The 23,969-nt window shown below is 41.2% G+C and carries 23 protein-coding genes; 6 read left to right on the top strand and 17 right to left on the bottom strand.

Annotated elements, in window-relative coordinates; all coding sequences use genetic code 11:
* Positions 1 to 136: 136 nt before the first annotated feature.
* Positions 137 to 1,858, top strand: coding sequence for a sensor domain-containing diguanylate cyclase (locus tag AAEY94_RS06465; RefSeq protein ID WP_350978067.1), 1,722 nt, complete (start codon positions 137 to 139; stop codon positions 1,856 to 1,858).
* Positions 1,859 to 1,934: 76 nt separating this feature from the next.
* On the opposite strand, the gene AAEY94_RS06460 is transcribed toward AAEY94_RS06465, so the two are convergent.
* From AAEY94_RS06460 to AAEY94_RS06445, 4 genes are read right to left on the bottom strand one after another with little or no spacing between them, the layout of a single operon-like run.
* Positions 1,935 to 2,336: a CBS domain-containing protein gene (locus AAEY94_RS06460; RefSeq protein WP_101086943.1), complete on the bottom strand. Its 402-nt coding sequence runs from the start codon at positions 2,334 to 2,336 to the stop codon at positions 1,935 to 1,937.
* Positions 2,333 to 2,683: a P-II family nitrogen regulator gene (locus AAEY94_RS06455; protein WP_011637728.1), complete on the bottom strand. Its 351-nt coding sequence runs from the start codon at positions 2,681 to 2,683 to the stop codon at positions 2,333 to 2,335. The genes AAEY94_RS06460 and AAEY94_RS06455 overlap by 4 nt, the downstream gene beginning before the upstream one ends.
* A 3-nt stretch (positions 2,684 to 2,686) precedes the next feature.
* Positions 2,687 to 3,460 (bottom strand): DUF1538 domain-containing protein, encoded by a 774-nt coding sequence (locus tag AAEY94_RS06450; protein WP_101086944.1) that lies wholly within the window; start codon positions 3,458 to 3,460, stop codon positions 2,687 to 2,689.
* A 24-nt stretch (positions 3,461 to 3,484) separates the two neighbouring features.
* Complete coding sequence (locus AAEY94_RS06445; protein ID WP_350978064.1) at positions 3,485 to 4,222, bottom strand: DUF1538 family protein; 738 nt, start codon at positions 4,220 to 4,222, stop codon at positions 3,485 to 3,487.
* Positions 4,223 to 4,447: 225 nt separating this feature from the next.
* Here AAEY94_RS06445 and AAEY94_RS06440 point away from each other — a divergent pair, with 225 nt between their 5' ends.
* Positions 4,448 to 5,554, top strand: a complete 1,107-nt coding sequence (locus AAEY94_RS06440) for an energy transducer TonB (protein WP_350978062.1) — start codon at positions 4,448 to 4,450, stop codon at positions 5,552 to 5,554.
* 47 nt (positions 5,555 to 5,601) lie between these two features.
* Here AAEY94_RS06440 and AAEY94_RS06435 read toward each other — a convergent pair whose 3' ends face one another.
* The 5 genes from AAEY94_RS06435 to AAEY94_RS06415 all read right to left on the bottom strand — a co-directional run bounded on the left by AAEY94_RS06435 (position 5,602) and on the right by AAEY94_RS06415 (position 10,800).
* A complete protein-coding gene (locus tag AAEY94_RS06435; protein ID WP_101086947.1) occupies positions 5,602 to 5,946 on the bottom strand; it encodes a hypothetical protein in 345 nt (114 codons plus the stop codon).
* Between the two features lie 341 nt (positions 5,947 to 6,287).
* Positions 6,288 to 6,746, bottom strand: coding sequence for a CBS domain-containing protein (locus AAEY94_RS06430; RefSeq protein ID WP_101086948.1), 459 nt, complete (start codon positions 6,744 to 6,746; stop codon positions 6,288 to 6,290).
* A gap of 106 nt (positions 6,747 to 6,852) precedes the next feature.
* Positions 6,853 to 8,592, bottom strand: a complete 1,740-nt coding sequence (olsF, locus tag AAEY94_RS06425; RefSeq protein WP_101086949.1) for a bifunctional ornithine lipid synthase OlsF — start codon at positions 8,590 to 8,592, stop codon at positions 6,853 to 6,855.
* A 13-nt stretch (positions 8,593 to 8,605) separates the two neighbouring features.
* Positions 8,606 to 9,508, bottom strand: a complete 903-nt coding sequence (locus AAEY94_RS06420; RefSeq protein WP_350978059.1) for a UDP-2,3-diacylglucosamine diphosphatase — start codon at positions 9,506 to 9,508, stop codon at positions 8,606 to 8,608.
* Between the two features lie 260 nt (positions 9,509 to 9,768).
* Positions 9,769 to 10,800 (bottom strand): Glu/Leu/Phe/Val dehydrogenase dimerization domain-containing protein, encoded by a 1,032-nt coding sequence (locus AAEY94_RS06415; RefSeq protein ID WP_101086951.1) that lies wholly within the window; start codon positions 10,798 to 10,800, stop codon positions 9,769 to 9,771.
* A gap of 284 nt (positions 10,801 to 11,084) precedes the next feature.
* On the opposite strand from AAEY94_RS06415, the gene AAEY94_RS06410 reads away from it, so the two are divergent.
* Entirely contained in the window at positions 11,085 to 11,525 is a 441-nt protein-coding gene (locus tag AAEY94_RS06410) for a DUF4826 family protein (RefSeq protein ID WP_101086952.1), read from the top strand.
* A 144-nt stretch (positions 11,526 to 11,669) separates the two neighbouring features.
* Here AAEY94_RS06410 and AAEY94_RS06405 read toward each other — a convergent pair whose 3' ends face one another.
* The 6 genes from AAEY94_RS06405 to AAEY94_RS06380 all read right to left on the bottom strand — a co-directional run bounded on the left by AAEY94_RS06405 (position 11,670) and on the right by AAEY94_RS06380 (position 17,530).
* Complete coding sequence (locus tag AAEY94_RS06405) at positions 11,670 to 12,812, bottom strand: ribosomal protein uL16 3-hydroxylase (protein ID WP_162024353.1); 1,143 nt, start codon at positions 12,810 to 12,812, stop codon at positions 11,670 to 11,672.
* A gap of 93 nt (positions 12,813 to 12,905) precedes the next feature.
* Positions 12,906 to 14,276 carry an adenylosuccinate lyase gene (purB, locus tag AAEY94_RS06400; protein WP_101086954.1) on the bottom strand — a complete coding sequence of 457 codons (1,371 nt, stop codon included), beginning with the start codon at positions 14,274 to 14,276 and terminating at the stop codon, positions 12,906 to 12,908.
* Between the two features lie 39 nt (positions 14,277 to 14,315).
* The gene (gene hflD / locus AAEY94_RS06395) at positions 14,316 to 14,948 is read right to left on the bottom strand and encodes a high frequency lysogenization protein HflD (RefSeq protein WP_281047853.1); all 633 of its coding nucleotides are present in this window, start codon (positions 14,946 to 14,948) and stop codon (positions 14,316 to 14,318) included.
* 3 nt (positions 14,949 to 14,951) lie between these two features.
* Complete coding sequence (gene mnmA / locus AAEY94_RS06390) at positions 14,952 to 16,070, bottom strand: tRNA 2-thiouridine(34) synthase MnmA (protein ID WP_101086955.1); 1,119 nt, start codon at positions 16,068 to 16,070, stop codon at positions 14,952 to 14,954.
* A gap of 258 nt (positions 16,071 to 16,328) precedes the next feature.
* Entirely contained in the window at positions 16,329 to 16,802 is a 474-nt protein-coding gene (locus tag AAEY94_RS06385; RefSeq protein WP_350978055.1) for an NUDIX hydrolase, read from the bottom strand.
* Positions 16,803 to 16,834: 32 nt separating this feature from the next.
* Complete coding sequence (locus AAEY94_RS06380; protein WP_101086957.1) at positions 16,835 to 17,530, bottom strand: pseudouridine synthase; 696 nt, start codon at positions 17,528 to 17,530, stop codon at positions 16,835 to 16,837.
* A gap of 380 nt (positions 17,531 to 17,910) precedes the next feature.
* On the opposite strand from AAEY94_RS06380, the gene AAEY94_RS06375 reads away from it, so the two are divergent.
* Positions 17,911 to 20,136: an NADP-dependent isocitrate dehydrogenase gene (locus tag AAEY94_RS06375; protein WP_350978053.1), complete on the top strand. Its 2,226-nt coding sequence runs from the start codon at positions 17,911 to 17,913 to the stop codon at positions 20,134 to 20,136.
* Positions 20,137 to 20,291: 155 nt separating this feature from the next.
* Here AAEY94_RS06375 and cspD read toward each other — a convergent pair whose 3' ends face one another.
* A complete protein-coding gene (cspD, locus tag AAEY94_RS06370; RefSeq protein WP_011637711.1) occupies positions 20,292 to 20,498 on the bottom strand; it encodes a cold shock domain-containing protein CspD in 207 nt (68 codons plus the stop codon).
* Between the two features lie 196 nt (positions 20,499 to 20,694).
* Here cspD and clpS point away from each other — a divergent pair, with 196 nt between their 5' ends.
* Together clpS and clpA are read left to right on the top strand one after the other, a co-directional pair.
* Positions 20,695 to 21,003 carry an ATP-dependent Clp protease adapter ClpS gene (gene clpS, locus AAEY94_RS06365; RefSeq protein ID WP_101086959.1) on the top strand — a complete coding sequence of 103 codons (309 nt, stop codon included), beginning with the start codon at positions 20,695 to 20,697 and terminating at the stop codon, positions 21,001 to 21,003.
* A gap of 42 nt (positions 21,004 to 21,045) precedes the next feature.
* Complete coding sequence (gene clpA, locus AAEY94_RS06360) at positions 21,046 to 23,304, top strand: ATP-dependent Clp protease ATP-binding subunit ClpA (RefSeq protein ID WP_101086960.1); 2,259 nt, start codon at positions 21,046 to 21,048, stop codon at positions 23,302 to 23,304.
* A gap of 398 nt (positions 23,305 to 23,702) precedes the next feature.
* Here clpA and infA read toward each other — a convergent pair whose 3' ends face one another.
* Positions 23,703 to 23,921, bottom strand: coding sequence for a translation initiation factor IF-1 (gene infA, locus AAEY94_RS06355; RefSeq protein WP_011496276.1), 219 nt, complete (start codon positions 23,919 to 23,921; stop codon positions 23,703 to 23,705).
* Positions 23,922 to 23,969 lie beyond the last annotated feature (48 nt).

The raw sequence follows: 23,969 nt of genomic DNA, 5'->3' as shown, positions 1-23,969 counted from the left end.
ATTATTAATCGTATTAATATTGTTTATAAGATCGAACAAAAATATGTTTGATGTTGCCTGTTTGTTAGACAAAAAGTACATCAGAGGCTAATCTAATATCAAACAATTCGATTGAGTATTTACTATTCGCTTCTTAATGATCTTTTTATTCTTTTATAGTTTTCACGTTACAAGTAAACCTATTGAATTATCAGATGTTGTTGAAGAGTTATTCATTAACGAACACGTCAGTATTCTGCAGGTTGCGAGTGATGATGTTTCGTTTGAGAATGCGTTTATCCAATACCAGCAAGGACAGTTTGCTCCAAATATTGACGGAAAAGTCAGTTTTGGTTTTACTCATGATGTACTTTGGGTGTCTGCGTTGATTAATAATTCAACAAGAAAACCACTAAAAAAGTTTTTTTATCTCGACTCTGCTTGGTTAGATCACGCAGATTTCTATTTTATTCGACAGAGTCAGGTAATAGAAAAAGCATTTACGGGTGACGCCATCCCCTTTAGCCTGCGAACAAATCAAACTCGAATGGTAGCTCAACCGCATGTATTTAAACCCGGTATAACTCAGGTGTTAATGCGGTTTGAGTCAAAAGACCCTTTGTTGATCCCACTGTATTTAACGACCGAAGAAATCATTCAAAGTAATTTAGAAGTGACGAATTATTTTTATGGTTTTTTATACGGCGCTTTTTTTATCTTATTCGTTTATAACATTGTGCTTTCTGTAAGCTTAAAAGACAGTAGCTATATATATTATTCTTTGTATTTATTGTCATTTTTAAGTTTAAATATCGCTTACACGGGCCATGGTTTTAAAGTTATCTGGCCAGAAAATTTGTTTGTGCAGCGCTGGGCAATGATACTTTTTTTATATTGTTACATCATTTTCGGTATCGCATTTTGCTTTGAGTTCCTTAAATTAAAAGTCTATTTACCTAACGTATATCGTTTTAATAAAACGATATACGCCTGTCTGGTGTTGTTAGTTGTGTCGCTGTTTATATACGCAGATCAATTACTCGCCGTTAATGTTGGTGTGGCATTGACTTCATTATTAGTCGTTATTTTTATTAGCTTAGGTTTTTTAGCCTTAAGAAATGGCCATGCAATGGTCAAATTTTTTATCCCTGCGGTATTTTTAGGTGCGGGTGGTGCAGCCCTTTCTGCCGCAACAACTTGGGGTGCTATTCCGTATAACACGATGTTATTTCACAGTATTGAAGTAGGCATGCTGATTGAAATGTTTATTTTAGCCTTGGCGTTAGCGTTTAATTTAAAACAAGTTGATAAAGCGCGGATTACAGCCGAAGTCATCGCGCAAGTAGATCATTTAACCGGGTTATATAATCGTCGTGCTTTTATTGTCAATGCCAGTCCTCTGTGGGATCTTGGCATGAGAGAACAAAAAACATTTTCAATGATCCTGTTAGATATCGATTGGTTTAAAACAATAAACGATGATTATGGTCATGCTGTAGGTGATGCCACCCTTAAAAGTATTGCTGATACACTAAAGCAACATATTAGAAATAGTGACGTGTTAGCGCGTTGGGGTGGAGAAGAGTTTATTATTTTTTTACCTAATACCGACAAATTAGCGGCTATTCAACTGGCTAATTTTATGCGTGAAAAAATTGAAAAAATGGTTGTGTTACATGATGGCTGTTCGTTATCAATAACCGCAAGCTTTGGTGTTGCAGAGTGTAATAATCAAATGACAAAATTAGAAGACCTCACCAAAATTGCCGATATAGCATTATACAGAGCTAAAAATAGTGGACGTAATATTGTCTGTGAAATACCGGAAAATTTAACAAGCATAGATCGAGTTGTAGGGCAAAGTCAGCCAATCAGTTAGGTTGCGGTTAGGCTCACTGATCATGAAGTCTGTTCCGCTTCATCATGCTAAAATGCCCCGCTGTAGTATATTGATATTATTTTTTAATCATGCCCTTAAGTACAATATTGTCATAAGTGACAAAACCTAAAATCTCACCCGCTTCAATCACCGGCGCTTTATTGATATTAAAACGTTCAAAAAGTCGAGCCGTGTAGCGTACGTCCATATCAGCAGACAATGAGAGCACTGGCTTTATCATGATTTCGTAAATGTTGGTACGCTCTGGTGACTTGTCTTTGGCTAACACTTTGCGGGCGATATCGCTCATGAGTACCATGCCGAATTCGTCATGCTCATTGCGTTTATTTACCACTAATATATTCACGTTATTGCTAATGGCTTCTTGGATCGCTTCGGCCACTGTGTGCATACCATCAACCATGACGTACTGGTTATTCATGACGTCGCGGTTACGTATAGGGGTTGTGCTACTCATATTTGATCCTCAATGTCTTTACTCAACTTTTGAACCTGATGGGCCACACCAACGGCATCCTCAACATCAATTTGTATCGCAATACCTTTGCCTGAATTAGTGTCAAATTCACCTACATTTGAAATGGTTTCGAGAATGTTGCGGCTCATGTGTTCTTCTACCAACCATAAAATCACATCACGCTGAACATCTAAGGTAAGCCCCATAAAGGTTTTCTTTTTTTCTAAGCCTTCACCGCGAGCATGATTAATTACCGTGGCACCCGTTGCACCTGCAACACGTGCTGCATCAAGTACCTTATCGGTACAGTCATCGTCGACAAAGGCGACAATTAATTTAAAGCGCATAGGTTACTCCTTAGTGGCTTTTCGTTTGGATAAATAGTCAACCGCTTGGGCGTAACCCATTACAGTGATCATCGGAAATAAACTGGCAAAGGCAATCAAGCCAAAGCCATCAATTAATGGATTACGGCCTTCAACATTGGTGGCCAGTCCAAGTCCTAATGCCGCGACTAATGGAACCGTTACCGTTGAGGTGGTTACGCCACCAGAGTCATAAGCTAAAGGGACAATCATTTTGGGGGCATAAAAGGTTTGAATGACCACCACAACATAGCCGGCCATAATGTAATAGTGAATGGGATCACCAACCACAATACGAAAACAGCCTAACGTAATCCCAATCGCCACGCCAAATGCCACTGACATTCGCAGACCTTGAATGCCAATGGTGCCACCAGAGACTTGGTTGGCTTTGATGGCCACTGCAATTAATGACGGTTCTGCGATGGTGGTGCTAAAACCGATTGCGGCGGCAAACACATAAACCCAAAAGTAGTCTTGCCAAATATACGGCTCATTGCCACCATCAGGGTGTAAAAACTCGCTGGTGGTCAGTTGATTGGCCATGCTCTCACCGATAGGGAATAGCGCCAATTGTAAACCCACGAGAAAGAAGGTGAGGCCAATAATGACATAAACAAATCCGAGCAATACTTTACGCCATTGGTTTATTGGGCGTTTAAGCACACCCAGCTGAAAGCCAAATAGAATTATCGCGATAGGTATGACATCACGAGCAGTCAGTAATAAAGTGCTAATCAGTTCATTTAGCAAAACCACTCCTCATTTTATTGGCGATAGCGATCACTGCAAAAACACCATGCCGTATAGCAATACAAAAATCATTGGACTAAGACTGGCAAAAGCAATTAATCCAAAGCCATCTACCATCGGATTACGACCTTTAATGACGCTTGCCAGGCCAACCCCTAGTGCAGTGACTAAAGGCACCGTAATGGTCGATGTGGTGACGCCACCAGAATCATAAGCGATACCAATAATGTTGGCTGGTGCAAAGCTGGTGAGGATCATCACCAACACGTAACCGCCAATAATGAGGTAATGAATTGGCCATCCCTTAAGAATACGAATGACCCCAAGTAAAATGGCCAGGCCAACCGAGACAGCGACGGTTAATCGTAAGCCCATCGCATAGGAACTCATGGCTTGTTTGTTTGACTCTATCGCACCAGCATTCGCGGCAACCTGCGCTGCTTCGTTTGCAACAGCCGTAAGAGCAGGTTCTGCTAATGTGGTGCCAAAACCTAACGAGAATGAGAAAATAACTAACCAAAATACACTGCCTTTTCGTGCTAATGCTTCAGCCAGTGATTCGCCAATCGGAAATAAACCCATTTCCAAACCAAATACAAAAAAGGTCAGTCCCAATACAATAAACACCACACCCACAAGAATAGATCCAAGTTGTGCAGGCGCTTGATGAAGCACAAATATTTCAAAAAAACTGACCACTAAGATAATAGGAATAAGGTCTTTGAAGCTGCTTAACATCGCTTGGAGCAATTTGATGATGGCTGACATCTTAGCTCCTGTAATGGTTTCGCTGACATAAATAGCCAGCAACTAAATTAGTGTGCCTATGGAACAATATTTCACAACATATTGTTTACAATTATTTGCAGTAAGTTGACGTAGGTCATAAAAATGGGTAAAAGTGGAGGGCTGTTTATTAAAATATTACTCGACCAGTATTTTTCGAAGTGCGAGAAAAGGTTAAGGATAAAATCAAAAAGGATTTAGAACGTTATGAAGACACTTTTACGCTTATCGATAGCAGCGGCTTTTATGAGCCAATTTGCTTATGCTGAACCAGCAAACACAGAAGCTTTTTCACACGCTTACCAGCAATACAATGTTTCTGTTGAAAACCACAACAACCAAGATACGCTGAAATATGCGCAGCAAGCCTATGAGTTAGGTCAAATTAAATTCGGTCAAGACAGCTTTGATAGCGCTAAGTTAGCCATTAATTATGCAAATGCGGTAATGGTTGAACCTAAGAAAAAGAATCAAGGCCGTGTTATTGAAGATGACGCGACGCTTAAGGCGCATCAATTATTTACTTCTGCATTAGCTGTATACCGTGAAAACGTGACCGATAATGGTATCGAGTTAATCGATCCTTTGATTGGGTTAGCTGAATCGACAACAGATGATAAATACGCGAAAACGTTATTATTTGAAGCAATAGAGATTGCAGAAAAAGCTGACAATGAGTTAACGGTTGCCGAAGTAAAACTCATTACGTTTCATCGCTTATCGCATACCGAGTATTATACCCGCACAGTGAGAACTTTGGCGTTTGACGCTTACGATATTTATACCAGTAAGTTACCAGAAGATGCCATTAAACGAGTTGATGCTACTTACCTCGTTGCTGCGTTATATGATTCCATGGGTAAGCCAAGTCAAGCAATTACAAATTTAGTTGAAGTTATCAAACAATATCAGGCATTACCTTATAGTCATCCTTATGAACTTCGTGCGCATGCCTTGTTAGTGAAACTGTATGAGCAAAAAGGCCTAGGAGATAAAGCCACTGAGCATTGTATTGCGATTGGTAAAATGACGCCATGGAATGACCAACAAGAACAAACCCCGTTATTTAGAAAACCACCAAAATACCCGCAATCATATGCCCAAAGAAGAAAATCTGGTTGGGTGCAAGTTGAGTTTACAGTTGATGAAAATGGTTTTGTTAAATCACCTGAGATCATTGACTCTAAAGGTGGCACCCAGTTTGAAAAAGAATCGATAGAAGCGCTTAGTCAATGGCGTTATGCGCCTAAATTTGTTGATGGTAAGCCAACAGAAGCAAAATCTACCGTTCAGCTTGATTTCACCATAGGTTAATACCTAAGCCAGCTTGTGTTATACCAATCTCATTGGTTATGTTTAACTTAAGTTAACCAATACAAGCTGAGCATGCCAACACATACAACAACGAAGCTAGTTTCGATTAGGAACTGGCTTTTTTGTAGCTGTTTTTTACCTTGATTTAAAATAGTCACCAATTGGTTTTGTTTGTAAATACGGCAAGAGACTAATTCTGTTTGTGGATCGACTATTAATTGAAAACGACACTTTTTGCCATTATTAAGCAGTACATCATGCATGCTTTGTAAACCAAAGTTGAACTTGCGTGACACCACTTTGCCATTAATAAATACTCGTTCTAGTCCGCACCAATTACTCGCTTGCAACTCAATGTTGTCTTGATTGAGGTGGTATGTAAACTTAATCATAATGCTGTCCTTATCACATGATAGCCACGAGCCCTGTGTCTAATAAAAGCAGAGTAATGTGACATTTTCCAGCATATAAATATGAACAATTTACGAAATGAAGCTATCTAGTTGGCAAGCTTAGTAATATTTATTTTTTGGAAGAGCTATTGCCAAAATATGATTTTTCGGAATTTAAATATTAGCGGTTGATGATAAATGAAGCAGGGTTGTATGTCGGAATATACGGATAATATACGGAACTTATACATGAGTATTCGATCAAAAGGACAGTTCAAAAATACAGTAGTAACAGGCAGACTATTTTTTGTTAACGATTAAATAGATGAAAAGCAGACCATTTACTTCACGTAATAGGCCTTCAATAGATCTTTCCAAGTAATAATGCCCACGATGGTGTTGTTGTCTAATACCGGTAAACACCCTATATCGTGGTCTAAAATAAGTCTGGTTGCTTGGTTGATATCGCAATGAGGAGCAATAGTGAATGGATTGTGAGTCATGACTTGATGAACCCTTTTATGCAGGGTTTCAGTGTCTCTAATTAATTCAGCAGCGGTACCGATATTAGGACTGAGTGCCCGTAGAAAGTCCCGATGAGACAATATGCCACTCAATTGCTCGTTATCAACCACGAGTAGATGATGAAAGCTGACATTGTCAAAAATTTCTTTGGCCAGTGTCAGCCGGTCATCCATCTCTATGGTAACCACTCGCGTAGTCATGATGTCCGCGACACAGAGATGTTTAGTCGGGTTATCAGGTAATGTCTCTGTCAACAATTCAGTAGCAGTTGTCATAAGCGATTCTCCACGTATTTATTCTTTTATATCAGATAAATATCAGTGTAACAATCATTTAACGGCCAATGACAACGACTTACTCACGTTATAAGCTTGTATCTGGTCAAGATGCAATTTTGTTTTCAGGTAAATGACCAGCCAAGTATTTTTGATATTTTATCGGCTTTAACTGATGAATATCGACTAACACTAAACCATCGATACAGTCACCAAACTCTGCATCAATACCAAAGTCGAGAAACTGTACGCCATTGTTGTCGCACAATTCGCCATATTGCTTAAATAACGTCGGTACTGATACACCCATATTCGATAGCGTCCGTTTGAGTATTTTAAAGTTCTCAGCATAGTCATCGCCATTAAATAACTGATGCAATTGATGCTGACGTTCGTCGGTGAATTGATATGAATTAAATGAAGTCGCTAAAACGTGTTTGGTGGCAAAATGATTTTGGTAAAAAAACACCAGCATCTCTTTGGCGGGGACAGGTAGACTATCGCTTAGCGACACAGGCCCAAAGAGGTAACGATACTGTGGGTTTTTAATTAAAAATGCACCAATACCTTGCCACAAATATTCTAAACTACGGCGGCCCCAATATTTAGGTTGCACAAAGCTGCGGCCAAGTTCGAGTCCTTGGTCAAAATAGGGAGCAAACGCATCGTGGTATTCAAATAGTGATTGGCTATACAGCGCATTTTCACCAATGGATTCGTGGAGCATTTTGGCACTGGCAAAACGATAGGCACCCACAATCTCTAATTCGTCTTTATCCCATAACACTAAATGAAAATAGTGATTATCATATTTATCGGTATCGCGACGTTTACCGGTACCTTCGCCCACGGCTCTGAAGGCGATTTCACGAAGCCGGCCAATCTCACGCATAATAGGACTGCTGTGAGTATGCTTGTATAAATAGATTTGTTTATTGTCTTGGGTTTTACCGAGCAATTCGCATTGTTGTAATGCTTGTTGTAGCTCACTGCGTTTTTCAGGATGAGCAATGGCATTTTGGGTAATGAATAACGGACTGCGATTTTTACCAATGCGATATAAATGATTTTTAAGCAGATTCACTTTAGTTTTAAGCGGAAAGTCTTGAGTGCTGACAACTTCTTTTGCTATTAATTGGCCAATCCGCACTGGCATCACATGATCCATTTGTTTAAACATTTCTTTGACCAGCAATAACGTCGCTAATGGTTTGTAAATCATTGAAGCACCATAAAATGTAGCGGAGTTCTTTGCATCAACATACATAGGTAAAAGCGGCGCATTACAGGCGCGAGCCATTTTTAAAAATCCGCTGTGCCAATGTAAGTCAGTGACACCCGTAGGGCGTAAACGCGATACTTCACCTGAGGGGAAAATCAATACCGCACCTTCATTTTTGAGGTGATGATGAATTTCATTTAAGTGCTGTTTCGGTGTTCCACCAGTCATGTTACGTACTGGCAATAAAATGGAATGAAGCGGTTTAATGGCCATTAGTAATTCATTGGCAACGACCTTGATGTCTGGTCTCACCTGACTAATCAGTTTGATTAATGCCAGCGCATCAAGTGAACCGATAGGGTGATTGGCGTAGATCACCACTCGACCTTCAATGGGAATATTTTCAATTTCGTTATTGGGGACGCTGTAACTGAAATTCAAACAGGCAAGAATTTGTTCAACAAAATCGACCCCGGATAAATGCGCATGTTCGTTGGCAATGTCATTACACTGCTTTTCATGAAGCAAGTAACGCAACATGGCTTTAGTCGGCACGGCTAACCAAGGCTTGTTATGCACATTTGGCAGGTTTTTTTCGACCATATTATCAACAGTAAATATCATATTTTAGCCTTATTTATGCAACGTGCTGTTTTTGGGGCGTGATGATTGATGTAGCCTCTGAACTGCCAAAATCAATCGTGTTTACTGCTGTAGCTTGCAACGTTTGTTCATCCCACTTAAGCAACTGCACATCTCCAGATTCTGTCTCTGCTATGAGAGTACAATTTTCAACCCAATCACCATCATTTGCGTAAGTGATGATGTGGTTATTAATCGTATGCTGTGATAATTCTGGCTGATGAATATGGCCACATATCACCATGTCGACTTGTTTTTTAATGGCATAGCGCAGTACGGCATCTCGGTATTGGTTAATGGCTTGCTGAGCTTTGTTGACGCGGAGTTTTATGTAGCTGGCTAGTGACCAATATGGATATCCTAGGCGGCTTCTTACTCTGTGTAACTGACGATTTAGCCACAACAACACATCATATAAATGGTCGCCTAATTTTGCGTAGGTACGACTAACACATACTTGTGAGTCAAATTGATCGCCATGAAGCATTAAAAAACGTTTACCACTCAGAGACTGATGAATATGCTGTTTAACGAGGGTAATACCTCTGAAATGACTGTCGGCATAATCTTTGAAAGCCTCATCATGATTACCTGGTATGTAAATAACTTGGGTGCCACTACTGGCCAGTTCGAGGATTTTTTGTATCACTTCATTGTGGCTGTCGGGCCAATAAACACGTTTTTTCAGTGCCCAGATATCGACAATGTCACCGACTAAATACAAGTATTGGCATTGGCTATGATTGAGGAAATGTAATAAAAAGTCTGCTTTACAATCAATGCTGCCTAGATGAACATCCGATATCCACAACGCATGAAAATGCTGAATTTTGTCACTATGCGTTAAGTGAGATAAAGGTTGGCGTTGTTGATTGCTTTTTTTGCTGTGTGAGATCATCCGTCATTCACCCTAATACACAGATTGCGTCAGTGTTGATGTAGAGTAGGGCAGTTATTTGACGCTAAGGTGAACGATTTGTTGCAACTTGATGAACCCGTCACCAGCAATATCTGGAGGGAAGAGTAATAAAAAAGGAAATGCACAGGCATTTCCTTTTAGCTTTTTTTATAAAGTTATGTTTATAAATTGATTTTTATAAATGCATGTTTATAAAGTTATATTAAGGGATTCAAAAGCCTTAATATCAAGCTGATTAACTATCTTGCGGCATCAATAATTGCTTTAGCCATTTCATCGGCTACAGAACCGGTAGTGCGGTTCTCGCTATCAGCACGTTCAAAAATAGTCAGCAGGGTATTGTAAATCTGCTCAACCTTGGCGGTAGAGGCTGCAGCGTCATAGTTTTTCTCAAATGACACATTGATAATACCGCCAGCATTAATCACATAATCTGGCGCGTACAGAATACCCATTTGCTTGAGTTTTTCACCGTGGCGAACTTCAGCTAACTGGTTATTGGCACAACCGGCAACAATGGTCGCTTTTAGTAATGGCAAGGTTGTGTCGTTAAGTGTTGCACCTAATGCACAAGGCGCATAGACATCAACATCCTGGGTATAGATATCTTGTGGAGCAACAACGGTTGCACCAAATTCGGTTGCAACACGGTCAAGCGAGGCTTGATGAATGTCGGTAACAATGAGTTCAGCGCCTGCATCATGTAAATGCTTACACAAGTAATAACCAACGTGTCCCACGCCTTGCACAGAGACTTTAATTCCCTTTAGGCTATCAATGCCGCGTTGATGTTTTACGGCGGCTTTAATGCCAAGGTACGTGCCTAACGCGGTAAGTGGCGATGGATCGCCTGATTTACCTTCAAGTCCAGCAACAAATTCAGTTTCACGACTGGCTATCATGATGTCTGATGTCGATACGCCAACGTCTTCTGCAGAATAATATTTGCCACCTAAACTGTTCACAAAGCGCCCAAATGCAAGGAATAACGCTTCGCGGTCGGTTGTTTTAGGATCGGCGATGATCACTGCTTTACCGCCACCCATGGTGAGACCGGCTAACGCATTTTTATAAGTCATTCCACGAGAAAGACGTAATACGTCTGTTAAGGCTTCATCATCCGATTGATAGTTCCACATACGACAACCACCTACGGCAGGGCCTAGGTTAGTGTTATGGACTGCAATTATGGCTTTTAAACCACTTTGTTTATCATGACAAAAGACCACTTGTTCGTGTTCATCGAACGAAACATGATTAAAAACTGCCACGTGACATCTCCGCTTGCTAGCTTGTTAAAGTAAAGTTCTCACACCTTCTGTTAATTGAGTACAAAAGGCGCAAACGACTGCTTGTTATATTTATTGCAGCACGATAGCATTTAGCGATACTCTCAACAAAGCATGATTTAGTTATTTTTGTCATTGATGTGGAAATTTAGCTTGCCACCTTACGTAAACGTAAAGTAACTTATGTTGCATCAGTGTTTTTGAGATTGAATATCAGGTTGCATTTTTGTTCTAACCTGTAATATAACAATAAGATAGGAAGTATTATGACTGAAGAAGTAGCAGAGCCGGTTGCACAGCCAACACCAGAGCCTGAGGCATTAAGACAAGAGTGGGTTCGTACTCAATTTCAAAAGGCGAACCGTTTTTTGGCTGAGAAAGGGGTGATCCCAAGTAAAGTACTTGCTGACGAAAGCCGTTATCTTGCTCCTTATTTAGCCATTTGGAAGATGGAATCGAAGCAACCTAAAAAACAAACATTTTGGGTAATGTCTGGTGATTTACCTTCGGATTATGTTGATGTGAAAGTCGCGGCAACAGCTCGTGATGCGATTAGACATTTTTCAATGATGTGGCAACTTAAAGCAGAGAACTTGCACAAGTCGGGTGTAACCAAAGATCCTACTCAACTTAAGTTTGCACAATTATTGGTGTCGCGAGCAGAAAGCTTATATAAAATGAATCAAGATGAGAAACTGTGGGGGTAATGCCCTAAGCCACTAGTAACTTGACGTAATAAACATAAAAAAGGCACTCACAGTGCCTTTTTTTATTATCTTGAGCTTGATGGATCATATCGATGAGCTCTTGTTGATAGCCGCCATCAAGCTCAGTGACTTATATGCTAATGATTACTCGCAATCGTCTTCGGCTAAATAGAATAACCCTTGATTGAGTAATTCGGTTAGAACATCCATTGCCGCTGGGTTGGCTGTGAATAAACCAGCCTCTTCAGGCGTGATCCTTACCTGGTTAGCCAATAGTTGTAACATGTCATTTGTAACATTAGTAAAGGTGTACACTTCACCATTAATAAACAAACGCTGCTCATTATCATTTTCTAACTGCAATACTTTCAAACCACCAATGCGTTGAATTATCGCGCCTTGCTCAATCGCTTCCAATAACTCATCGGCCGTTAATGGCTCTTCGCCTTCACAGATATCAAGTTCGAAACGATTTTGACTCAGTAGCTTACCTAGCATGGTTTGATAGCTGGCTGGATCTTGAGCCAATTGGGTCAATAAATCCATAATACCCTGCTGGTGTGATTGGCTAATCATCCCTGGTGTTGCTGGCTCATCCACAGAATTAAAACGTTTTTGGCCTTGGTTGCTGTCGATTAAACTATCCGCGAGTTCAGTTAATAATTCTTGTTGGCTAGGCGCTCTAAAACCAATCGAATATGACAAGGCGAGCGATAGTGTTTCGCCGCAATGTGGGTATCCTGGTGGAATGTAGAGCACGTCGCCTTTTTGCAATACCACATCGATAATCGGTTCAAAGTCGTCAACTAGCGGTGAGTTAGGGTTATCGCCGCGACGCTTATGTTGACCTTTGTCGCCCACTTTCCAACGACGTTCGCCATCGCCTTGAATGATAAACACATCGTAGTTATCGATATGCGGCCCAACACCACCACCTGGCGTGGCAAATGATGCCATTAGGTCATCAAAGCGCCAGTCTGGTAAAAATCGAAATGCTTCGACTAAAGCCTGTGAGTCAGGGTACCAATGGTTGACGGCTTGAACTAATAGCTGCCAGTTGTCTTCACCAAATTGGTCATAGTCTTCAAATGGACCTTGGACTACGTCCCAGTCATCACCTTTTGTGACCACAACGCGTGATGATATTTCTTCTTCACAGGCTAGGCCGGCAAGTTCATCTGCTGCGATAGGATCTTCAAAGTCGATAAAAGCCTGTTTGATAACAAGTGGTTTTTGCTGCCAATGCTGTTTAATAAAGGCTTGGGTATCAATATTTAATGTGTACATCATTGACCTCAGGTCGAGATAATTAACGAGTGGTAATACAATAAAAAAGCGGCCACATATGCGACCGCTAATGTTATGTATAAGCTTATAAGACTATTTTAGCTCATCAACAAAGGCTTCTGCGCGGCCAATGTAGTTTGCTGGGGTCATCTTTTTCAATTCAATTTTTACGTGTTCTGGTAATTCAAGACCATCGATGAATACTGCAAGTTGTGCAGCATCAATACGTTTGCCACGCGTCAGTTCTTTTAACTTCTCATACGGTTTTTCAATACCGTAACGACGCATTACGGTTTGTACTGGCTCTGCCAATACTTCCCAGTTTTTGTCTAATTCAGCTAAAAGTTGTGCTTCATTCACTTCTAACTTGCTAATGCCTTTCAAGGTTGCTTGATATGCAATTAACGAGTGAGCCATACCAACGCCTAAGTTACGTAACACGGTTGAGTCAGTTAGGTCACGTTGCCATCTTGAAACGGGTAATTTAGCGGCTAAATGTTGCATTAGCGCGTTAGCGATACCTAAGTTGCCTTCAGAGTTTTCAAAATCAATTGGGTTGACTTTGTGCGGCATCGTTGATGAACCAATTTCGCCTGCGATAGTGCGCTGCTTAAAGTGGCCTAGTGCAACATAACCCCAAATATCACGATCAAAATCGATTAGGATGGTGTTGAAGCGAGCAATGGCATCGAACAATTCAGCAATGTAATCATGTGGCTCAATCTGAGTGGTATACGCGTTCCAATTAATGCCAAGGCTGGTGACAAAACGCTGTGACAACTCATGCCAGTTTACTTCTGGGTATGCAGAGATGTGTGCGTTGTAGTTACCGACTGCACCGTTAATTTTACCCATAATTTCAACAGCGTTGATTTGGTTTAATTGGCGATCTAAACGTACCGCAACGTTAGCCATTTCTTTGCCTAACGTTGATGGCGATGCTGGCTGGCCGTGGGTGCGTGACATTAACGGCACGCTTTTATTGTCATGCGCTAATTTTTTGATCGCATCAATAATCTGCTGACAATGCGGCACTAGCACTTGTTCACGCGCTTCTTTTAACATTAAGCCATGAGATAAGTTGTTAATGTCTTCAGAGGTACAGGCAAAATGGACAAATTCATCAATGGCGACTAACTCGGCATTATTGGCAATTTGTTCTTTAATAAAGTACTCAACCGCTTTAACGTCGTGATTGGTGGTGCTTTCAATCGCTTTAACGCGCAGGGCGTCTTGTTCGCTAAAGTTGTCCTTGATGCTGTCTAGCACGGCAAGGGCGGTTTCGCTAAAAGGGGGAACTTCTTCAATCTCTGGGCAGCTAGATAATAGCTTTAACCAGTTGATTTCAACTTGAACACGGTACTTAGTAAGACCGAACTCGCTGAAAATCCCTCGTAATGAGGCGGTTTTACTACCATAACGACCGTCTACCGGAGAGATAGCAGTTAGTGCGGAAAGATCCATTTGAAGCTCCTTGATGAACTTTGTTGTAGGGTGATTCGATTAATTGTTATTTTGGCTTTGTTTTGCTGTATCAAATATGGCTTTACGGGCAAACACTAAATGGCGGCGTTTGCCACCTAATTGGCGCCATAATACCGCACTGCGCATTGCAGCAAGCAGTAACGCACGAATTTTGTTTTGCACCTGAGGCTGTTTTAAGCAATCGGGATTACCTGATATTTGTAATTTAGGGCCTAATTCACTGATGATATCACTGTAAATACTGGCAAAATTGGCAAGTACTTGTTCATCGGTAATCGCAAAATGTGCCAGTTGGCGATGCACTTGATTGATGCGCTCTGCCAGCATACCCAAACCATTGGGCGAGCGGGCAAGCTTACGTTCAAGCGCTAATACGCCAACTAAGTAACGAGTGGTTTCGACATCTTTGTTACTGCCATCGCCGAGCTGATTTTGAATCAGTTGGTAGCCATTATCTAAAATGGCTTTATCTTGATAGACCTCAACTGTCGATTCAGGCTCTGTGACTAAAATAGTATTAAGCGTAGCAGCTAAGGCGTCTTTGTCACTTTCGCCGTGGCGTGCTAAATACTGCACTTGGCCAATCGCTTGTAAAATACCCGCGAAGGCCATAGTGCGTTCAAACAAGATGTTGTCTGGAGTTTGGCTCACGGATTATCCTCGAATTAAAGTATCGATTATGCCGCCACCTAAACAGATGTCACCATCATAAAACACGGCTGATTGCCCAGGGGTCACTGCGGCAACCGCCTCATCAAACATCACGGTAATATTGTCTGCGTCATCATAGGTGAGGGTACATCCAACATCACGTTGACGATAACGGGTCTTTACCGTAATCGTGCTGTTATTGGCTGGACCTTTACGATCAACCCAATGGAGCTGATTGACAGTCATACCTGTTGACATTAAACGAGGGTGATTGCCGCCTTGCGCCACAATAAGCACGTTACGGACTAAATCTTTTTCAACCACGTACCATGGGTCTTCATTGCTGTTTTTCAGTCCACCAATGCCAAGGCCTTTGCGTTGTCCAAGTGTGTGATACATCAACCCTTGATGTGTACCAATCACTTCACCTTCCGATGTTTCGATATCACCAGGTTGTGCTGGTAAATACGTTGCTAAGAAGTCAGTAAATTTACGTTCACCAATAAAGCATATGCCAGTGCTGTCTTTTTTGTCGTGAGTAATGAGTCCCAATTTTTGGGCTATTTCGCGTACTTGATGTTTTTCAAGTTCACCGACAGGGAACAAGCTACGGGCAACTTGTTCGTGGCTTAAGGTGTATAAGAAGTAACTTTGATCTTTATTGCCATCAACCCCACGGAGCATTTCAACGCTGCCATCGCTATTGTCACGACGACGAACATAATGGCCCATGGCGATATAATCAGCATCTAAAATGTCGTCGGCAAATTCAAGAAATGCTTTAAATTTGATTTCTTTATTACACATGATATCGGGATTAGGCGTGCGGCCTGCTTTGTATTCTGCTAAGAAGTATTCGAATACGTTATCCCAGTATTCGGCAGCAAAATTGACGGTGTGCATTTTTATACCTAGCTTGTCGCAAACCGCTTGAGCATCTTTTAAATCATCTGCTGCAGCGCAATATTCATCAGTATCGTCTTCTTCCCAGTTCTTCATAAACAGACCTTCAACTTCGTAGCCTTGCTGCATTAACAAGTAAGCTGATACTGAAGAGTCCACACCGCCGGACATGCCGACAATGACTTTTTTTCCGTTTGAAGTAGGGCTGAGTGATGTCATAAATCCTAAAAACCTTGAAGAAAGATAATGTATATATTGTGCCGCAATGCCGATGTTTCAAGGCGATTGTGCTAGATTTTTGCTAGTCGTTAACTTGAATACTATTAGTTGCGAATATCGCAGAGATTATAGTTGCACATATCGAAGAGATTAATTGGTAAACGGTCAATTAATACGACATTTGTGCGGCGCGTATTCTATCACGCATTCGCTTAATGGGCTATCTTGAGGCACATACAAATAGCCTAATACAAGCCATTAAAAATAATCGACATTGAGCAACGATAACGGCGTGTGCAGTGCGGAATGGTTTTTATCCGTTTGTTGTAAAAAATCTTCAATACTTTTTAGCACTAATGGGCTACGAAGTTGGTTGCCAAGGGCGATGATGTCTGCAAGATTAAGCCAATGGGTAGCGGTAATGGCATTATCACCGGGTGTGGCGTGTTGTTGCTCGGCCAGCTCAATACAAAATGTATAACGAACAAAGGCTAAATCTGTAGCTGCCCGAAATTGATAGATCCCTACTAAGGCTTGTGGTGTCAGCTCAAGTCCCGTTTCTTCAACAATTTCACGAGCGCATGCTGCAATAATCGATTCATTGGCCTCTAAATGCCCCGCTGGTTGGTTAAATTTAACCTCACCGTTGATGCATTCTTCAACCAATAAAAATTTACCTTGGCAGTGGATCACGCAAGCTACAGTAGTATTAGGTTTATAGCGTTCAGTCATATTTCCCTCTTGTATAAAGCGTCTGCCAGCGATTACATTGCCGTGCTGATCACTTTGTATTCACCATTTGGTAAATCATCTAGACACCATTGGCCTATTTTATAACGGATTAATCTTAAGGTTGGGTGACCTACATGTGCGGTCATTCTTCTGACTTGGCGATTTCGACCTTCACAAATTTGCACCTCCAGCCAGGTTGTTGGAATGGCTTTTCGCTCTCGCACCGGCGGGGTTCTTGGCCAAATATCAGGAGATGTCATTACGCAAACTTTAGCCGGTAATGTCATGCCGTCTTTTAATTCAACCCCATTACATAAGGCATTGATTGCCTCATCTGATGGTTCTCCTTCCACTTGAACCCAATAGGTTTTAAAGGTTTTTTGCGATGGCTGGGTAAGCTTTGCCTGCAATTGTCCGTCGTTGGTAAGCAATAGCAAACCTTCACTATCACGGTCTAAACGTCCTGCTGCGTAAACATCGGCTACTGGAATAAAGTCTTTTAATGTTTGTCGGCCTGCTTCATCGGTAAATTGGCACAACACGTCAAATGGCTTGTTAAATAATACGATGACGGGATTTTCAGGCCGTGGTTTTTGTGGCGGTCGCGATTTTGCCCTGCCACGATTGGCTGTCGCACTTGTTGCCTCTGAATTAACTGGTTTTGTAGACGCGCCAGTTCTGTAAGTAGATGTTTTTTTAAATTGACTGAATTTACCGATTTTTGACATAAAGGTATGGTTAACATCCTTTGCTAATACAAGTGAGTGAAAAGTGAACGAATATAACTCTATTTATGGTAGTTTACTGCGTATTCGCCCTTAGTGGAATTTGAAAATTACTAAGAATGATCTATGATGTCCGCCTAAAAATTGTGATCTGTACCTAATTTATCATTCTGAGATATCGGCTTTAACCGCTAAATCTCAGAGGTTTGAGAACAAAATATAATAATAAAGGGATATGGGATTTCACATACTTGGCTTATAAAAAAGTGTGCCATGGTCGCTGACCACGGTTAACTTGTGCGAGTGTTATCCACCAAAGCCCGTCAAATGCTTACGCAATTTATTCTAATAAATTATAAATTTACAATAATGTAGGAAACAAAATGAAAGATAACACTCCAACGATCATATACACAGAAACCGACGAAGCACCGGCACTTGCCACGCTGTCTTTATTACCGATTATCCGCACTTTCACTAACGCTGCTGGCGTAAAAGTTGAAACGCGCGATATCTCTTTGTCAGGTCGTGTTATTGCTAACTTCCCTGAAAAGTTAACCGCAGAGCAAAAAATTGCTGATGCGCTAACCGAATTAGGCGAATTGGCTAATAAGCCAGAAGCTAACATCATTAAATTACCTAACGTTAGTGCATCAATTCCGCAGTTAAAAGCCTGTATTGCTGAACTTCAAGCAAAAGGTTATGACATTCCTAACTATCCTGATGAGCCTAAAAATGACGCAGAAGTTGAAGCTCAATCGCGTTATGATAAAATTAAAGGTAGCGCGGTAAACCCAGTATTACGTGAAGGTAACTCAGATCGTCGTGCACCAACGTCAGTGAAAAACTACGCCAAGAAAAACCCACATTCAATGGGTAAATGGGCCAGCGACTCTAAGTCTCACGTTGCTCATATGAACGAAGGCGACTTCTATGGCAGTGAGCAGTCTGTCACTCTAGCGGCAGCTGATAAAGTCAATATCGTGTTGACTCAACAAGACGGCAAAGACGTTGTATTGAAAAGCGGCTTAGCGTTATTAGCGGACGAAATTATTGACTCATCAGTGATGAGCAAAAAAGCGTTAGTGGATTTTTATGCTCGTGAAATCGAAGCGGCAAAATCTGAAGATGTTTTACTATCTTTACACCTTAAAGCGACCATGATGAAAGTGTCTGACCCAATATTATTTGGTCTTGCCGTTAAAGTGTTCTTTAAAGATGTGTTCGATAAGCACGGTAAATTATTTGCTGAGCTAGGCGTTGATGTAAACAATGGTTTTGGTGATGTTTATGCCAAAATTAGCACGTTACCAGAAGCTAAACGTAACGAAATTGAAGCAGATATTGCTGCTGTTTATGCTGCTCGTCCAGCACTTGCGATGGTTGATTCTGATAAAGGTATCACTAACTTACACGTACCTAGTGACATCATTATTGATGCATCAATGCCTGCAGCTATCCGTTCTTCGGGGAAAATGTGGGGTCCTGATGGCCAGTTACAAGACACCAAAGCAATGATCCCAGATCGTTGTTACGCTGGTGTTTATCAAGAAACGATTTCGTTCTGTAAAAAGCACGGTGCATTTGATCCAACAACTATGGGCAGCGTACCTAACGTGGGCTTAATGGCTCAAAAAGCAGAAGAATACGGCAGCCACGATAAAACCTTTGAAATTAAAGCTACTGGTACGGTTAATGTGATTAACCAAGCCGGTGATGTGTTAATGAGCCATGACGTTGAAGCTGGCGACATTTATCGCATGTGCCAAGTGAAAGATGCGCCAATTCGCGACTGGGTAAAACTAGCCGTCAAGCGTGCACGTTTAAGTAATACACCAGCGGTATTTTGGTTAGACAGTAACCGTGCTCACGATGCTGAGTTAATTAAGAAAGTGGCTCAATATCTAGCTGAGCAAGATACTGCTGGTTTAGACATTCAAATAATGACGCCAGAGGATGCAACTCGCTTTACGCTAGAGCGCATCATCAAAGGTGAAGACACTATTTCGGTAACGGGTAACGTGTTACGTGACTACTTAACCGATTTATTCCCAATTCTTGAACTGGGTACCAGTGCTAAAATGTTGTCTATCGTGCCGTTAATGAATGGCGGTGGCTTATTTGAAACAGGTGCCGGTGGTTCAGCGCCTAAGCACGTGCAACAAGTCGAAAAAGAAGGTCACTTACGTTGGGATTCATTAGGTGAGTTTTTAGCACTTGCTGCGTCTTTAGAGCATTTAAGCCAAACGACCAATAATCCTAAGGCACAAGTATTAGCAGACACCTTAGATGTGGCAATTGGTGTATTCCTTGATACCAATAAATCACCATCACGTCGTGTAGGTGAACTTGATAACCGCGGTAGTCACTTTTACCTAGCGATGTATTGGGCACAAGCATTAACTGAGCAAACGGCTGATGCAGAGCTTGCTGCACACTTTGCACCTCTAGCTAAGTCATTGGCTGCAAATGAAACGGTTATTCTTGCTGAATTGAACGGTGCACAAGGCCCAGCAGTTGATTTAGGTGGTTATTACCGTTTAGATGCAGCTAAAGCCGAGCAAGCAATGCGCCCTAGTGCAACATTAAACCAGTTTGTAATTGGTTAATGTGCACAAGAGCTCTCCTAACTAGGTGTGAGTTATTCTGTTAATGAATACATCTTCAGTTGAAGGTGTATTAAATTGATTGAGTTGATGTTTTTTTAGGCAATAAAAAAGACAGGGATTAAAATCCCTGTCTTTTTGTTTTATAGTCTCACCAATTAGATTGTTGGCGAGATGGCTGAAGCATGCATTCCTTTGGGGCCTTCTTCAACTTCGAAGCACACAGGTTGACCTGCTTTTAAGGTACGATAACCTTCCATTTCGATAGTTGAATAGTGCGCAAATACATCTTCGCCACCCTGATCAGGGCAAATAAACCCGAATCCTTTGGCGTTGTTGAACCATTTAACAGTTCCGTTTGCCATACTTCCACTTCCTTCTGTTGTCTACTTACCAGTAAGATAGTAAAACTTATTATCCAGCGGTCTAGTATTCGCCGCCTAACAAACAGAATGAAATTTGTACGAAAATATGTCAAGCAGTAATTAACAAAAAAACAACATTTAATTAATTTAACGATATCAAGTGGTCGGGAACCAAACGAGAGGCTAGAATTAAACAATGGCTAAATTAGGCAATGTAGAACATATTGAAGGAAAGGTTGAATCTGAACTACAACCACCCCATATGTATAAAGTGGTGCTAAACAATGATGATTACACCCCGATGGACTTTGTGGTAGAAGTATTACAACGTTTTTTTGAGAAAAATGAACAGCAAGCTGTAGATATTATGTTAGCGATTCATAACCAAGGCAAAGGATTGTGTGGTGTATTTCCATTTGGGATTGCAGAAACAAAAGTTTTTCAAGTAAATCAGTTTGCAAGAGAAAACCAACATCCGTTACTGTGTACGTTAGAGAAAGTATAAAATCGATATCTCACAGTCTGTGGTTAAATTTAGGGGGTGCTTATGCTGAACAAAGACCTGGAAGTCACCTTGAACCTAGCGTTTCAGCAAGCTAGAGATTCACGTCATGAATACATGACGGTAGAACATTTATTATTAGCGCTGATTGATAATCCTTCTGCCTACGAAGCATTAATTGCTTGTGGGGCGGATGTTAATCGTTTACGAGAAGAAGTGGCTAATTTCATTCAACAAACCACGCCCATTATTGCAGAATCAACTGAAGAACGTGAAACCCAACCCACTTTGGGATTTCAACGTGTTTTGCAACGAGCTGTATTCCATGTGCAATCGTCTGGTCGTAACGAAGTTTCTGGTGCCAATGTACTCGTCGCTATTTTTAGTGAACAAGAATCGCAAGCAGTGTATTTACTGCGTCGTTGTGATATTACCCGTTTAGATGTGGTTAATTTTATTTCTCATGGCATGTCAAAAGAAGATGATTCTGGCGAACCACAAGATCAAGAACGCATTGACGAACAATCTGAAAATCCAGAAGATCGCAGCATGTTGGCGCAGTTTGCTGCTAATTTAAATCAATTAGCCCAAGACGGCAGTATCGATCCATTAATTGGTCGTGATGCTGAAATTGAACGTGCTATTCAAACATTGTGTCGTCGCCGTAAGAATAACCCATTACTAGTGGGTGAAGCTGGGGTGGGGAAAACGGCTATTGCTGAAGGTTTAGCTTATCGTATTGTCAATAAGCAAGTGCCTGATGTTATGGCCAATGCAACGGTGTATTCGTTAGATTTAGGCTCATTATTAGCGGGCACTAAATACCGTGGTGATTTTGAAAAGCGTTTTAAAAGCTTATTAAAAGAACTCGCTGCTGATGAGCATGCCATTTTGTTTATTGATGAAATTCATACCATTATTGGTGCTGGTGCCGCTTCTGGCGGTGTGATGGATGCATCTAACTTACTTAAACCATTATTATCGAGTGGTAAGTTACGTTGCATGGGCTCAACCACATTCCAAGAATATCAAAGCATTTTCGAGAAAGACCGTGCTTTAGCGCGTCGCTTCCAAAAGATTGATATTAATGAGCCTTCAGTTGCCGAAACCACCAAAATTTTGATGGGACTTAAATCTAAGTACGAAGAATACCATGGGGTGCGTTATACCCAAGCTGCCATCAGCAGTGCGGCTATTTTATCGGCCAAACACATAAACGATCGTCATTTACCTGATAAAGCGATTGATGTGATTGACGAAGCTGGTGCGCGCATGGTGATGATGCCGCAAAGCAAACGTAAGAAGACCATTGGTCAAGCGGAAATAGAGGCCATTATTGCTAAGTTGGCGCGTATTCCTGAGAAGTCGGTATCGTCGACTGACAAGGATATGTTACGTAACCTTGAACGTAACCTTAAGATGGTAGTATTTGGTCAAGACAAAGCGATTGAGAGCCTTAGTGCTGCTATACGCTTATCGCGCAGCGGTTTAGGTTCTGAGAAAAAGCCAGTAGGCAGCTTTATGTTTGCAGGCCCGACTGGGGTAGGTAAAACAGAAGTCACTAATCAATTAGCTAATTGTCTTAACCTTAAACTGATTCGCTTTGATATGTCTGAGTACATGGAACGTCATACCGTGTCACGTTTAATCGGGGCGCCTCCAGGTTATGTGGGTTATGACCAAGGTGGTATGTTAACCGATGCAGTGATTAAAAATCCGCATTGTGTGGTGCTACTTGATGAAATTGAAAAGGCGCATCCTGATGTATTCAACTTGTTACTGCAAGTGATGGATCACGGTACTTTGACCGACAACAATGGTCGCAAAGCAGATTTCAGAAATGTCACCTTAGTGATGACCACCAACGCTGGCGTACAAGAAACTATTCGTAAATCGATTGGTTTTAGACAGCAAGATCACACTCAAGATGCCTTAGCTGAAATCAATAAAGTCTTTTCACCTGAGTTCCGTAATCGCTTAGATTCAATTGTATGGTTTAATCATTTGGATATGACCGTTATCGCCAAAGTGGTTGATAAGTTCTTAGTTGAGCTTCAGGCACAGCTAGATGATAAGCGTGTCACGCTAGATGTTAGTGATGAAGCGCGAACCTTGCTTGCAGAGAAAGGTTATGACAAGTCGATGGGCGCACGCCCAATGTCACGTGTCGTCACTGAATTGATTAAACGTCCGTTAGCAGATGAGATTCTGTTTGGTGTGCTTGAAAGGGGTGGTATTGCGCATATTGATGTTAAAGAAGGTGAGATCAATATCGATTGCGAGTCGTTAGAAAAAGTCTCGTAGGAATCAATCCATATACTTGAAAATATGCCATTAAAAAAGATGACCCATGGGTCATCTTTTTTTATGTATGTTAATTGCGCCCAATACCGTTACTTATAAATAAGCCTTCAACTCAAAGCATTTCTTACTGTTCAATTCAATGGGTATTGATAGCAAAATGGGTATTCCCTTTTTAAATCAATAAACATAGTAGTGGATCGTATGAGGTGCTTCTGCAAAACGGATTACAACCATCGCGATGCCTGGTTGAATGCTCTGATAAAGGGATACCCATTACGTTGAACATTCGTCTTGTTTGATGCGTGTTGCTTTACGTTGAATACACTTTATTTATGCAGTTTGGTATAACAACAAAAAAACCGACAGGCAGTCGGTTTTTACATTGTTGAGGCTAGCGATTAACGTGCGCGGAAGACGATACGACCTTTTGATAGGTCATAAGGAGTCAACTGTACAGTGACTTTGTCACCCGTTAAAATACGGATGTAGTTTTTGCGCATTTTGCCAGAGATGTGGGCTATCACCACATGTCCATTTTCAAGCTCTACGCGGAACATTGTATTTGGCAAGGTCTCAAGGATAGTGCCCTGCATTTCAATGTTGTCTTCTTTCGCCATTAATTAGTTATCCCATTAGCCTTCAAATATGAAAAAATCGGGCGTATC

This window comes from Shewanella sp. AC34-MNA-CIBAN-0136 (assembly GCF_040309945.1).
Taxonomy (GTDB): Bacteria; Pseudomonadota; Gammaproteobacteria; order Enterobacterales; family Shewanellaceae; genus Shewanella.
Note: the sequence above shows the minus strand (reverse complement) of the source record. Positions and strands in the feature narration are given on the sequence as shown.

Bases quoted from the DNA above. Each gene is read 5' to 3' on its own strand.
- AAEY94_RS06465 (WP_350978067.1), top strand. From the start codon at position 137: ATGATCTTTTTATTCTTTTATAGTTTTCACGTTACAAGTAAACCTATT.
- AAEY94_RS06460 (WP_101086943.1), bottom strand. From the start codon at position 2,336: ATGAGTAGCACAACCCCTATACGTAACCGCGACGTCATGAATAACCAG.
- AAEY94_RS06455 (WP_011637728.1), bottom strand. From the start codon at position 2,683: ATGCGCTTTAAATTAATTGTCGCCTTTGTCGACGATGACTGTACCGAT.
- AAEY94_RS06445 (WP_350978064.1), bottom strand. From the start codon at position 4,222: ATGTCAGCCATCATCAAATTGCTCCAAGCGATGTTAAGCAGCTTCAAA.
- AAEY94_RS06440 (WP_350978062.1), top strand. From the start codon at position 4,448: ATGAAGACACTTTTACGCTTATCGATAGCAGCGGCTTTTATGAGCCAA.
- AAEY94_RS06435 (WP_101086947.1), bottom strand. From the start codon at position 5,946: ATGATTAAGTTTACATACCACCTCAATCAAGACAACATTGAGTTGCAA.
- AAEY94_RS06430 (WP_101086948.1), bottom strand. From the start codon at position 6,746: ATGACAACTGCTACTGAATTGTTGACAGAGACATTACCTGATAACCCG.
- olsF (WP_101086949.1), bottom strand. From the start codon at position 8,592: ATGATATTTACTGTTGATAATATGGTCGAAAAAAACCTGCCAAATGTG.
- AAEY94_RS06420 (WP_350978059.1), bottom strand. From the start codon at position 9,508: ATGATCTCACACAGCAAAAAAAGCAATCAACAACGCCAACCTTTATCT.
- AAEY94_RS06410 (WP_101086952.1), top strand. From the start codon at position 11,085: ATGACTGAAGAAGTAGCAGAGCCGGTTGCACAGCCAACACCAGAGCCT.
- AAEY94_RS06405 (WP_162024353.1), bottom strand. From the start codon at position 12,812: ATGTACACATTAAATATTGATACCCAAGCCTTTATTAAACAGCATTGG.
- purB (WP_101086954.1), bottom strand. From the start codon at position 14,276: ATGGATCTTTCCGCACTAACTGCTATCTCTCCGGTAGACGGTCGTTAT.
- mnmA (WP_101086955.1), bottom strand. From the start codon at position 16,070: ATGACATCACTCAGCCCTACTTCAAACGGAAAAAAAGTCATTGTCGGC.
- AAEY94_RS06385 (WP_350978055.1), bottom strand. From the start codon at position 16,802: ATGACTGAACGCTATAAACCTAATACTACTGTAGCTTGCGTGATCCAC.
- AAEY94_RS06380 (WP_101086957.1), bottom strand. From the start codon at position 17,530: ATGTCAAAAATCGGTAAATTCAGTCAATTTAAAAAAACATCTACTTAC.
- AAEY94_RS06375 (WP_350978053.1), top strand. From the start codon at position 17,911: ATGAAAGATAACACTCCAACGATCATATACACAGAAACCGACGAAGCA.
- cspD (WP_011637711.1), bottom strand. From the start codon at position 20,498: ATGGCAAACGGAACTGTTAAATGGTTCAACAACGCCAAAGGATTCGGG.
- clpS (WP_101086959.1), top strand. From the start codon at position 20,695: ATGGCTAAATTAGGCAATGTAGAACATATTGAAGGAAAGGTTGAATCT.
- clpA (WP_101086960.1), top strand. From the start codon at position 21,046: ATGCTGAACAAAGACCTGGAAGTCACCTTGAACCTAGCGTTTCAGCAA.
- infA (WP_011496276.1), bottom strand. From the start codon at position 23,921: ATGGCGAAAGAAGACAACATTGAAATGCAGGGCACTATCCTTGAGACC.